The organism is Acidobacteriota bacterium, from assembly GCA_018268895.1.
GTDB lineage: Bacteria > Acidobacteriota > Terriglobia > Terriglobales > Acidobacteriaceae > Edaphobacter.
The window spans coordinates 675,171-687,764 of sequence record JAFDVP010000001.1 but is presented as its reverse complement, the minus strand read 5'-3'; the positions used below and the strand labels follow the sequence as shown (position 1 = coordinate 687,764).

Annotated in this window: 8 protein-coding genes; all 8 read left to right on the top strand. The window is 63.0% G+C overall.

The genetic code is table 11. The features are described from left to right. Positions 1–95 precede the first annotated feature (95 nt). Positions 96–3,002, top strand: a complete 2,907-nt coding sequence (gene ileS, locus JSS95_03000) for an isoleucine--tRNA ligase (GenBank protein ID MBS1798771.1) — start codon at positions 96–98, stop codon at positions 3,000–3,002. Positions 3,003–3,121: 119 nt separating this feature from the next. Then, a complete protein-coding gene (gene lspA / locus JSS95_02995) occupies positions 3,122–3,700 on the top strand; it encodes a signal peptidase II (GenBank protein ID MBS1798770.1) in 579 nt (192 codons plus the stop codon). A gap of 246 nt (positions 3,701–3,946) precedes the next feature. Then, on the top strand, positions 3,947–5,971 hold the full coding sequence (locus tag JSS95_02990; GenBank protein ID MBS1798769.1) for a hypothetical protein: 2,025 nt from the start codon (positions 3,947–3,949) through the stop codon (positions 5,969–5,971). Between the two features lie 69 nt (positions 5,972–6,040). Then, positions 6,041–9,082, top strand: coding sequence for an excinuclease ABC subunit UvrA (gene uvrA / locus JSS95_02985; GenBank protein ID MBS1798768.1), 3,042 nt, complete (start codon positions 6,041–6,043; stop codon positions 9,080–9,082). A gap of 96 nt (positions 9,083–9,178) precedes the next feature. Next, positions 9,179–9,877 carry a PAS domain-containing protein gene (locus JSS95_02980; protein ID MBS1798767.1) on the top strand — a complete coding sequence of 233 codons (699 nt, stop codon included), beginning with the start codon at positions 9,179–9,181 and terminating at the stop codon, positions 9,875–9,877. 181 nt (positions 9,878–10,058) lie between these two features. Then, positions 10,059–11,408, top strand: a complete 1,350-nt coding sequence (locus JSS95_02975; GenBank protein ID MBS1798766.1) for a tetratricopeptide repeat protein — start codon at positions 10,059–10,061, stop codon at positions 11,406–11,408. 122 nt (positions 11,409–11,530) lie between these two features. Further along, a complete protein-coding gene (locus JSS95_02970) occupies positions 11,531–11,998 on the top strand; it encodes a hypothetical protein (protein ID MBS1798765.1) in 468 nt (155 codons plus the stop codon). A gap of 42 nt (positions 11,999–12,040) precedes the next feature. Next, positions 12,041–12,568 (top strand): hypothetical protein, encoded by a 528-nt coding sequence (locus tag JSS95_02965; GenBank protein MBS1798764.1) that lies wholly within the window; start codon positions 12,041–12,043, stop codon positions 12,566–12,568. The last annotated feature ends 26 nt before the right edge of the window (positions 12,569–12,594 follow it).

The following is a 12,594-nucleotide window of genomic DNA, read 5'->3' as shown; positions in this document are numbered from 1 at the left end:
CTTCCTGTCATTATTACGTGACCGGCTGCGCCCTGGATGCGGCCCGGATACAATAGAGATTTGGCGCCCATGCCATTCAGAAGCCAGAGGAAGAGATGCCGGAAGTCACCGAGACCAAGCCCAAATCGACCGGAGCCGCAAGCGAGAACCAGCCCGAGACGAAGCCCCTGAAGTCGACCCTGAACCTGCCCCAGACCGCCTTCGCCATGAAGGCCAACCTCCCGGTCAACGAGCCCATCCGGCTGGCCGCCTGGCAGAAGCAGGAGATCTACGGCCAGATTCGCGCCGCCCGTGTCGGTGCTCCGAAGTACATCCTTCACGACGGGCCGCCCTACGCCAACGGGGCCATCCACCTGGGCCACGCACTGAACAAGTGCATCAAAGACTTCGTGGTGAAGACGAAGACGATGGCGGGCTTCGACTCCCCCTACGTCCCAGGCTGGGACTGCCACGGGCTGCCCATCGAGATCAAGGTCGACGAGCAGCTTGGCCGCAAAAAGCTGGAGATGGACCCGCTGGCCGTGCGCAAGGCCTGCCGCGAATACGCGCAGAAGTACGTCGACCTGCAGCGGTCGCAGTTCGAGCGCATCGGCGTCTTCGGCCGCTGGAACCAGCCCTACCTGACGATGTCGCTCGCCTACGAGGCCTCCATCGTCGAGACCTTCTACGAGTTCTTCGAAAAGGGCTTCGTCTACAAAGGCCTAAAGGCCGTCTACTGGTGCATCCACGACAAGACCGCTCTCGCCGAGGCCGAGATCGAGTACGAGATGCACACCTCGCCCTCGATCTATGTGCGCTACAAGCTGACCAGCGCACCGGAGGGCATCGATCCCGCGCTCGCAGGGTTGCCGGTCTACACCATCATCTGGACGACGACTCCGTGGACGCTTCCGGCATCGCTCGCCGTGGCCTTCAACCCCGAGCTGGACTACGTTGCGTTGAAGAACACCGACGGCAACGTCTACATCGTCGCTGAGGCCCTGGCGACGCAGACCCGCGAAGCCTGCAACCTGACCGATGCAAAGGAGATTGCGCGCTTCAAGGGTGACAGGCTCGACCGCGTCACCTTTCAGCATCCCTTCCTCGACCGCGAGGTCCTCGGCGTGAACGCCGACTATGTGACGACCGAGCAGGGTACGGGCGCGGTTCACACGGCCCCCTCGCACGGCGCGGACGACTTCAACACCGGCACCAAGTACGGGCTCTCGCAGGTGTGTAACGTCGATGCCGCCGGCCGCCTGCGCAACGGCCTGCCGGAGTACGACGGGATGCAGATCTTCAAGGCCAACCCCGTCATCATCGACCTGGTTCGTTCGCGTGGCGCTCTCATGGGTCTGAGCGAGATCCATCACTCCTACCCGCACTGCTGGCGCTGCCACAATCCGGTGATCTTCCGCGCGACGGAGCAGTGGTTCATCTCGATGGAGACGCCGATGACCGCGCCAGACGGCACGCCGACGACCTTCCGCCAGCGCACGCTGGACGAGATCGCGAACGTGGTCTGGGACCCGTCGTGGGGGCAGGAGCGCATCTCCAACATGATCGCCACGCGTCCCGACTGGACCATCTCGCGCCAGCGCATCTGGGGCGTGCCCATCGCCGTCTTCATGTGCGAGAGGTGCCACACGCCACTGAACGACAAGAAGATCAACAAGAGCATCGTCGAGCTCTTCCACAAAGAGGGCGCGGACGCCTGGTACAAGTACGACGCCGCAACGCTGCTGCCCGCGGGCACGGCCTGCGCCTCCTGTGGATCAAATGAATTCCGCAAGGAGATGGACATCCTCGACGTGTGGTTCGAGTCCGGCGCAAGCTGGCACGCCGTGCTCGACGTCGAGCCCGAGCTGCACTGGCCCGCCGATCTCTACACCGAAGGCGGCGACCAGCATCGCGGCTGGTTCCACTCGTCGATCCTCGCATCCGTCGCCGTACGCGGTAAGGCGCCGTACAAGATGGTCGCCACCTCGGGTTGGACTTTGGACGAGCAGGGCCGCGCCTTCTCGAAGTCCCTCGGCAACGGCGTCGATCCGGTCGACATCGCCAAGCGTCTGGGCGGCGAGATCGTGCGGCTGTGGGTCGCCTCCGTTGATTTTCGTGAAGACGTCGCCGCCAGCGAAAACCTGATGCAGCGCGTCAGCGACAACTACCGCAAGCTGCGCAACACCTTCCGCTTTCTGCTGGGCAACCTGCACGACTTCACTCCCGCAGAACACGCCGTTCCGTTCGCGCAGATGGAGCCGCTTGATCAGTACATCCTCGCACGGACGGCGGAACTCGATTGCAGAATCCGTCAGGCCTACGACGACTTCGAGTTCCACCGCGCCTATCACGCGCTGAACGAGTACACGAACTCCGACCTGAGCGCGCTCTACCTCGACGTGCTGAAGGACCGCCTCTACACCTTTGCGCCGAACCACCCGGCACGGCGCTCGGCGCAGACCGCTCTCTGGCGCATCGCCGAGGCACTCACGCGGCTGGTCGCGCCGATCCTCAGCTTCACCGCCGACGAGGTCTGGCAGTCGCTGCCCCGGGTCGCTGGACGCGAGTCGAGCGTGCACGTCGCTCTCTTCCCCAACATCGCAGAGATCATTCCCGGCAACGTGAAGCCACTCGAAGAGGACTGGGAGAAGCTGCTCGCGGTCCGCGACCAGGTGCTGCTCTCGCTCGAGGCCGCGCGTCAGGCGAAGCTGGTCGGCAAGGGACTCGACGCCCGCGTCATCATCGAAGTCGGCGAGCCCACGCTCTCACTTCTTCAGCGCTACGAGTCCAGCCTGAAGGAGCTGTTCAACGTCTCGCAGGTTGCACTTGCGCACATCGAGCACCCCAACAGCGAGACGCGCGTCACCACCGAGGCTGCCGAGGGCGTGAAGTGCGAGCGCTGCTGGAACTACACCACCGACGTCGGCAACGACGCGCGCTACCCTTCCGTCTGCCTGCGCTGCGCCGAGGCCCTCGACGCCATCGGGTATGCTCCTTATGCCGCTCCCGAAAGCGCCGGATAACCTTGTTTTGCTTAAGGGCACGGCTTCAGCCGTGCCGCATGATTGCTACTAGCTGAAGGGGGCTTTAGCCCCTGGGGTACGCTTTCACCAGGTACCCATGCCCAACGGAGTTCCCACGAATGCCCGAACGTTACGAGTACCCTGCAACCGAGTTCGACGAGCCGAAGAAGACGAAGCCCGCGGGACGCCGCCGCTACTTCCCTCTCCTGCTCGCGCTCTCGGCGTTTGTCGCCATCGCCGACCACGTCTCGAAGAAGTTCATCGTGCATCACCTGCCTTCGGGGCGCTCCCATACCATCATCCCAGGCCTGCTGCGCATCACCCACGTGCTCAACACGGGCGCGGCCTTCAGCTTTCTTGCAGACTCCGCCTCGCCCGACCTCGTTCTCAAGGGGCTGATCCTCTTCTCGGTCGCCGCTGTCGTCATCGTGGGCATCATGCTGCTGCGCTCCTGCGACTCGCTCTCGCTCACCTCGACCGCGCTTGCGCTGATCCTCGGCGGGGCCGTCGGCAACCTCTACGATCGCGTGGTCTACCACTACGTGATCGACTTCATCAGCGTTCATGCCGGCTCATACTACTACTGGCCTGACTTCAACTTCGCCGACTCGGCGATCTGTATAGGTGCGGGATTGCTGATGATCGAGATCTTCCGGCCACAGAAGGAAGATGATCCAACCCAACCGAAATCGGCGTAGATCACTATTTATGCATCATCGCCTTGCATAGCTTACTTCGAAGCTGCGATTGCGCTCCTTGACGCGCAGGCCTGCAAAGCATTAGTTTTTGCAGCATCCGGCCAATCCGCATTGGGAGCGTGATCCATGAACGTCTCGGCTTCCTCCCCAACGGCACTTCTCTTCTATTTTCCTCGTCGCCTTCTCCTCATCACTCTGCTTTGCCTGCCGTCTATCACTGTCCATGCCCAGAGCAATCTGTCAGACATGCCTTCCGTTGAGCGAGTTCGTACAGAGATCAAAGGCTCGGATGAGACGGACACGCTGGCGCGGCAGGAAGCGGTGTTCAACGTACTGGTGCAGTACGTCAACCGCATCAAGTCAAGCCGCTCAATGCGCGGGCCGTTTACGCCGGACGAGCAGAAGTTCTTCGACGCCTACCGGCTGGCGGCGTACCAGATCTCGCAGCAGTATGAGAAGACGCACAGTGCGGCCGAGACACAAGCGTTCAACGGGCTGCATAACCGCTACGAGATGGACGGTGCGTTTGAGCGCGACTGGAGGACGCGGCTGATGGGCAAACAGGCGGCGGCGACCTACAACGCTGCGCTGGCCGATCTGAGCGCGGGGCAGCAGAAACACTACGAGCAGGAGATGGAGCAGTACAAGCAGGCGGTAGCGCAGCAGCAGGAGGCGAAGAACCGGCAGGCTTCGGGCGGATCGAATGACCCGAACGACCCGACGGGGGTGGCCATACGGCGATGCCTCGAGCTCGGCGGCAGCTCGATCGGGTGCCTGGGCAAAGGGATGAATACGGGCATGTTGAGCATGGTTGGACTCGGCGGCATGGGTGCTGTTACCTCGAAGATGTTGGGGCCCGGGCCAGCTCGCGTTGTACTGCACGGGACGTATGCGAGGCCGGGAGAGAAAACATCCCTCGAGTTCAGCATCCGGCAGGTTGCGATCGGCGGCTGCGGCGATCTGGATGCTTCGCAGACGATTCCCACATACGCGATTGAGAAGCGCGCTGGCTCGGTGCGCATCGTCGTCAACAATTCACCTGCGCCGTTCACGCTGGCGCTCGGTCCCAATGGCGGCCTCACGGGTCCCGGCATGGTGGATGTGACGGGCAAGACCATCGTTGGATGGACCACGCAGACTACGCAGGTCTACCACAATGGCGTCTCCGTTGGAGCGGGAGTCGCAGCCGAGTGCGGCGGATTCTGCCGGCAAACGACTCAATCGCCGATCTATAAAGTGAAGACGGAGCGCTGCAGCATAGGAACATACAATGCGCCGGTTCCACCTCCACCGCATGACTCGAAGACGGACGCCATGAGCAACAGCCTGGTGGGAATGATCGGGGGGATGGTAGCGTACACGAACGGCGGGGCCGAAGCGATGGACAACGCAGATGCTCCCCGGGGAGTGCGGATGAACGGCCTGTACTCGGATGGCCGCATGAAGCTGCAATTCAGTCCGGCGGCGGTGATCCTCGACTGCGGCGAGGCGCATGTGCGGATACCTTACACAGTCGAAAACACGCCGGAGCGTTTTGTGGTGCATGTAGCGAACGACAGCGGCGGTCCGTTTACGCTGGCGGTTGAGCCGGACAATTCGCTACGCGGGTCGGGTTCGACGACAGTGAATGGGCGGCTCATCTCCGGCATGCAGGGCGAGAATGTCACATACCGTCCGCACTCGGAGACCTGCGCGGTTGGGACATTGCGGCCAAATGCGGATTCGGGAGAGACGATGAAGGTTGCGGGCGGAGGCGCGACGACTGCATCACCAGAGGCTTCTCTCTCTCCAGCAGCATCATCCTCACCCGTCGCGAGCCACGCTGCACTAACACCTGTCTCTCCGGCAGGAGGACGTGCCGCCATGCGCGTGCTTATCAGTTCGTCATTTGAGGCAGCTGCAAATCCTATGGCCGGTGAGACAGTGTGGGTCATGCGCGAGCGTATGGACGCCGTATTGCGCTCGCTCGGTGCACCGATTCCGTCCGGCGCCACACCGGCACAGGCCTGGGTTACCTTCGCCCAGGCCTGCAAGGGCAAGGATTGCAGTTCCATATTGGCGCAACTGAAGGCGCATGTTGTTGCCGCGACCAGGCTCGACACAACAGGTAAAGCAACAATCTCGACGCAGACCGCTGCCACCGGTACCTACTATCTCTTTGCACAGGTACGCACGGCAAACGGTGTGCTGGTGTGGGATGTTCCGGCAAGCTTTGCACCTGGTGACAACACGGTGGAGTTCACACCGGCCAACGCCGAGGTCCTCCACTGAGGCCGTAGCCCTGTATTTTCAATTAATTCGCACTCAAGTCGGCTCATGCCTGAAAATAGAAGTTTGGCCATGAGCGACCCGAAGCCCACACAGAAACCTGAGCAGAACCTGAACCAGATCACGATCCGCGGTGCCCGCACGCATAATCTCAAGGGCATCGACGTCGATATCCCGCACAATGCCCTCACCGTCGTCAGCGGCGTCTCGGGTTCGGGCAAGTCGTCGCTCGCCTTCGACACCGTCTACGCCGAGGGCCAGCGCCGCTACGTCGAGTCGCTTTCCGCCTATGCGCGCCAGTTCCTCGAACGCATCGAAAAACCCGACGTCGACCACATCGACGGTCTCGCCCCGGCCATCGCCATCAAGCAGAAGAACCAGACGCGCAACCCGCGCTCCACCGTCGCCACCGCGACCGAGATCTACGACTACCTGCGCCTGCTTTACGCGCGCTGCGGCACCGTCACCTGCCTGCACTGCGGCGGAATCGTCAAGACCGACACCGTCGACGAGATAGTTACCTCGCTGCTTGCCCAGCCCGAAGGGACTCGCGTCTACGCGCTCTTCCCCATCGTCCGCGCCGAGATCAAGCTCGAAGCCATGCAGCCGGCATCGGCGGAAGCCGCCGTTACTGAGCCGTCTAAACCGAAAAAATCTGCCGCAAAAAAATCAGCGAAGTCCGCTAAACCCGCGGCCGCTCCAGCGCTCGACCTCACCGACTCGCTGAAGGACCGCCTCGGCGAGCTGCGCCGGCGCGGCTACAACCGGCTCTATCAGAACGAAAGGATCGTTGAGTTCTCCACGCCTGAATCACTGTTGGAGCTCGACTTCTCGCAGCCCATCTTCGTCCTCGCCGACCGGCTCGCGCTCTCGCCAGACTTCCGCGCACGTCTGGTCGATGCCATCGAAACCGGCTATCGCGAGTCAGGCGAGATCCGCTTCCTCACCGTGCCGCGCGAAGGCGAAGGCCAGCCGCAGATGCTCCGCTTCAGCGCCGCATTCGAGTGCACTACGTGCCACCGCGCCTACCGCGAGCCCGAGCCGCGCCTCTTCTCCTTCAACAATCCCTATGGTGCATGCCCGCGCTGCCAGGGCTTCGGCAACACCATCGACTTCGACCCCAACCTCATCATCCCCGACAAGTCGAAGACGCTCGCGCAGGGAGCGGTCGCCCCGTGGACCACGACCAAGTACCGCCCGCATCACGGCGAGATGCTGCGCGCGGCCAAGGTAGCAGGCGTACCCACCGATGTCCCCTGGTACGACCTCACACCGGAGCAGCAGAGCTTCATCCAGGAAGGCGGCCCGGGCTTCCCTGGCATACGCGGCTTCTTCGCGGCGCTCGAGCACAAGAAGTACAAGCTGCACGTGCGCGTCTTCCTGTCGAAGTATCGCGGTTACGCCTCCTGTCCCGACTGCCGGGGCCAGCGCCTGCGCGCCGAGGCGCGCGCTGTCTTAATCAACGACAAAAACATCTGCGAGGTCTCCTCGCTCACCGTCACCGCCGCGCGCGACTTTTTCGACTCGCTCGTTCTCTCGCCGTCGCAGGCCGAGATCGCCGGCAAGATCTTCGAAGAGGTGCGCCAGCGCATCCACTTCCTCGACCAGGTCGGGCTCGATTACCTCACGCTCGACCGCCTCTCCTCGACGCTCTCCGGGGGCGAGTCACAGCGCATCCAGCTTGCAACGTCGCTCGGCTCGCGACTCGTTGGCGCGCTCTACGTGCTCGATGAGCCGTCTATCGGCCTGCACACACGCGACACTGCCCGCCTCATCCACATCATGGAAGAGCTGCGCGACCTCGGCAACACGATCCTCGTCGTCGAGCACGACCCCGATGTGATCCGCTCCGCCGACCACCTTCTCGACCTCGGCCCCGGCGCGGGTGAGCTCGGCGGCCAGCTTCTCGCATCGGGCACGGTGAAGCAGGTCACGGCGAACCCGAACTCGATCACCGGCAAGTATCTCTCCGGTCGCGCCTCCATCGCCACGCCGAAGCACCGCCGCGAGCCGGGGCGTGAGCACCTCAACCTGAACGGCGCGCGCATCCACAATCTGCGCGGCGTCGACGTCGATATTCCGCTCAACATGCTCGTCTGCGTCACCGGAGTCTCGGGCTCGGGCAAGTCGACGCTCGTGCACCAGGTGCTCTATCGCGCGCTCGTACAGTCGCTCGGGCAGGAGGGCAGCACCGACGGCGTCGACCCGACGCAGCTCTACCGCGAGCTCTCCGGCGTGCAGCACCTCAACGACGTCGTGCTCGTCGACCAGTCGCCCATCGGCCGCACGCCGCGCTCGAACCCCGTCACCTATATCAAGGCCTTCGACGACATACGCGCGCTCTTCGCCGCGCAACCCGACGCCAAGCGCCGCGGCCTCACCGCCGGGCATTTCTCGTTCAATGTTCCGGGGGGGCGCTGCGATGTCTGCGAGGGCGACGGCACCGTCACCGTCGAGATGCAGTTCCTCGCCGACGTCGAGCTTCCCTGCGAGGAGTGCAACGGCACGCGCTACAAGGCCTCCATTCTCGACATTCGCTACAAGGGCAGGAACATCCACGACGTGCTCAACATGACCGTCAAGGAGGCGCTGGTCTACTTCGCCGGTCATCCGAAGATCGTCGACAAGCTCTACGTGCTCGACGAGGTCGGCCTCGGCTATGTGCGTCTCGGCCAGTCCGCCACCACGCTCTCAGGCGGAGAGGCGCAGCGCGTCAAGCTGGCCTCGCACCTGGCAACGGCACGCTCCGTCTCCTCACGCACCGGCACCAGCGAAGCCGCAGCCAAGGCCCGCAGCCGCACGCTCTACATCCTCGATGAGCCGACGACCGGTCTCCACTTCGACGATGTCGCCAAACTGCTGGCAGCCTTCCGCAAGCTGATCGACGGAGGCGGCTCGTTGCTCGTGATCGAACACAATCTCGACGTCATCAAGTCCGCTGACTGGATTATCGACATGGGCCCCGAGGGCGGCTCGCGCGGAGGCCAGGTCGTTGCCACCGGCACCCCGGAAGAAATCGCCGCCAACCCAGCCTCGCACACCGGCCACTGGCTTGGGCCTGTGCTAAAGCCAGTGGGGGCAACGATCGATGCGGAGGTTCCGGTTACGGTGTAGGAATTTTCCTGTAACCCTCTGCCCACCCTACGCTTCCGTGCTATTGACGCCGGCCGGACTTCTGTTTTAATCGGAAGCGAAATTGTGGAGAACCTTGTGGCCAAGTCGAGACGTATATGCCCTCCGGAACAGGTTATCGTTATCCTGCTCTCTGCCTTTACGGTATTCTTTGCGATCCAGATATTTCTCGGTCATATCCTTCCGTCACTCAAAGCTTTGTGGGTCGACCTCTTCAGCGCGGCGGTAGCGACCGTCTTCACGGTGGACGTCCTTCCGCGTCTCCAGCGCGCAATCAGGGGGCCAGTCCCGGCGATGGTGGACGAATTGAGCTTTGTCACCGCCGCCGAAAACAGCCTCGACGACTTTTACATCTTTTCCGGCATTTCCGATTCCACCGGCCAGATCGTCGATTTCCGCTTCGCTTATATCAATCCCATCGCAGAACACCGCTTGCGGGCGCATCGCGAAAACCTGCTAGGACGGGCGCTCTCCGAGGTCAGGCCCATGGCCGTCACCAAGGGACTGATCACCCGTTACCAGGAGGTCGTTCGCACCGGCATACCTTACGACGGCGAGGTCTACCTGGACGACGAGCGCATCGCCGCCACCTGGCTTCACGTACACGCCGTCAAGCTGGGCGACGGACTCGCTATCACCAGCCGCGACATTACCAAACAGAAGCAGGCGCAGGACCGCGCCAGTTTTCTGGCGCAGCATGGCCGTTTAACTGGACTGGCCAATCGCACTTTACTCACTACGCGCCTCAATGCCGCAATCCATCGCGGAAAATCCTGAATTGCGGGATAGGGCTGTGCCTGCCTGCCGCACCCCAAGTGACGGCACAGCACAAGAAGCCGCAATTGCTTACATTCCACGTATCGCCAGATATGGGCATCGCGCAAAGCGCGACCCTGTTCGCGTCCCCACCCACCAGGAGGCCTGCACCCTGTCTAAACTGGAAGCAGAGGTCCTCCTGATGTACGCAGCATCGTCTACCCGGCGAAGATACATCGTCGCCCCCGCTTTCCTCGCACTCGCGCTGTCGTTCGCGCCCGGCCTCCGCGCGCAGCTTCCCGCTGGAACCCGCGATGCGTCCTCACAAGTGCAACAGGATCCTCTGCGCACTCAAGCTGCCGAAGCCCTTGCCAAACAGGACTACGCCACCGCGGTAAAGCTGCTGGCAACACTCGCCGAGAAGAATCCCAACGACGCGCAGGCGCTCTATAACCTCGGCTCCGCGCACGACGCGCTTGACCAGGCCGCCGAGGCCGAGGCCGCATACCGGCGCGCCATCGCGGCCAGCCCCAACATGCTTGAGCCGCATCTCGCGCTTGGCCTCTTACTGGCTCGCACCGGCAACGCCGCCGACGCGCACACCGAGCTCTCCGCCGCAGCGGCCATCCCCAACGGCGACGCGGCCCTTCGCGCCCGCGCCTACCGCGCCATGGCGCGGCTCGACCAGCCCGGCAACCCCTCCGGCGCCAGCGAAGAGCTGCTCGCCGCGCTCAAGCTCTCGTCCGAGACGCCCGACGACATTCTGCTCACCGGCGAGCTGGCCCAGGCCAACGGCGATCCCGCCGCAGCCGAAACTGCCTACCGCCGCCTGCTGGCCGCCGACCCCGACAACGCCCAGGCCACCGCCGCCCTCGTCCATCTGCTGATCCAGCAGAAGAAGCCCGACCAGGCCGAACCTCTGCTGACCGCGACCCTCAAGAAGCACCCCGACGATCCCGCGCTGAGCGCCCAGCTCGCCTCGCTCTACGAGTCCGACCCCGATCCCGCCAAAGCAGCGCAGGCTGTGCCGATCCTCGAAAAGCTCCACGCCGCCAATCCGGTGGACGCCGCCGTCGCGCGTCTGCTTGCCCGGCTCTACAGTCGCGCCGGCCAGTACGACAAGGCGCTCCCGTTGCTGGCTGCGCTTGCCGCCGCTTCGCCCGGCGATCCCACGCTGCTTGACGACCAGGCGGACATTCTCATCCGCCTCCATCGCTCCTCCGACGCCCAGCCGCTGCTCGAGCGCGCAATCGTTGATCCCAAAGCCTTTCCCACCCCGCAGGCCTACGGGGTCGCCGCCAGCCATCTCGCCTTTGCCGCCTCGGTCAACAACGACCCCGCCACCACTTTGCGCGCGCTTGCTCTGCGTGATAGAGTGTTGGCGCAGACGCCGTCGTCGATCTTTCTGGCGGCAACGGCGCACGACAAACTCCACCAGGTCAAGGAGGCATCCAACCTGTACAAACAGTTCCTTTCCGTGGCGAAAGGACAGTTTCCGGACGAGGAGTGGGAGGCAAAACACCGGCTCGCCGCCCTCGAACATATGAAGTAACGAAGAAATGACAAACGGTGCAGGAAAGGCTGCACCGGATGCGTTACAAAGGCAGCAGGAACAACGAAGTACGGACCGACTCCATGACGTCATGAAGCCAGGCGCTCCCAACGAGGTGCGTTATGCGAATCATCAAACGGCTTTTGCCACTTTGTCTTCTTCTTTCCCTCTGCACCCCGCTTCGCGCGGCGGCGGGCAGTCTCGACAAATCGGTCATCCTCGATAACCAGGCGCTGATGCAGCTCGAACAGCGAGCCGAACAAGCCAATCCCCGCGACCAGTGTTTCCTGTACACCGAGCTCGTCTCAGCCATGACCGAGATCGCCGGTAAGCAATTGATGGACGGCGACACGGACAGCGCGAGCGCAACCCTCAAGAAGGTCGCCAAATACGCCCAGCTCATCCACATGAACCTGGCCCGCGATACTAAGCGGCTGAAGAACGCTGAGATGCTGATGCATCACACGACCTACCGGCTGAACGAGTACCTGCACAGCGCCTCCACCGAAGACCGGCCCACCTTGCAGGCCACGCTCAAGCAGTTGAACCAGGTCCACACCGAGCTGCTGGCGCAGGTCTTCAACCACTAAGGCTGCCGGACGCCTACAATCACCATCATGCGACGCCGGTCCCTGTTCTTCGCGCTTACCGCATTTGCAGTCTTTCCCTGCGTGTGCGACGCGCAGCGCGGACAGGCCACGCTCTCCGATGCCGAGATTGAACAGATTCGCGACTCCGCCTATGTCGCCAACGATCGAGTGATGGTCTTCATCAAACTGATCGATGTCCGCATCAACACGCTGCGGGACCTCTACGCCAAGCCGCGCAGACCCGGCCGCGAGCAGGACACGCATGACCTGCTCGAGCAGTTCACCGCTCTGGCCGACGAACTGAATGACAACCTCGACGACTACGGCGAGCGTCATCGCGATATCCGCAAGGCGCTGCCCAAACTGCTGGAGGCGGCAGAGCGCTGGGGCACCGTCACCAGGACTCCGCCCGACAATGAGATCTATAACCTCTCCCGCAAGATCGCGCTTGAGGCCATTCAGGACCTGCACGACGCAGCTACCGAAATGATCCCCGAGCAGAAGGCCTGGTTCGCCGCGCATCCGCCGCAGAAGGAAGACCCGCTACAAGGCGAATCCCACCCGCGATAAAAACGCGCTACACGCGGATGTAAAAT

Coding starts and splice junctions, on each gene's coding strand:
- ileS (MBS1798771.1), top strand. CDS start 96: ATGCCGGAAGTCACCGAGACCAAGCCCAAATCGACCGGAGCCGCAAGC.
- lspA (MBS1798770.1), top strand. CDS start 3,122: ATGCCCGAACGTTACGAGTACCCTGCAACCGAGTTCGACGAGCCGAAG.
- JSS95_02990 (MBS1798769.1), top strand. CDS start 3,947: ATGCCTTCCGTTGAGCGAGTTCGTACAGAGATCAAAGGCTCGGATGAG.
- uvrA (MBS1798768.1), top strand. CDS start 6,041: ATGAGCGACCCGAAGCCCACACAGAAACCTGAGCAGAACCTGAACCAG.
- JSS95_02975 (MBS1798766.1), top strand. CDS start 10,059: ATGTACGCAGCATCGTCTACCCGGCGAAGATACATCGTCGCCCCCGCT.
- JSS95_02970 (MBS1798765.1), top strand. CDS start 11,531: ATGCGAATCATCAAACGGCTTTTGCCACTTTGTCTTCTTCTTTCCCTC.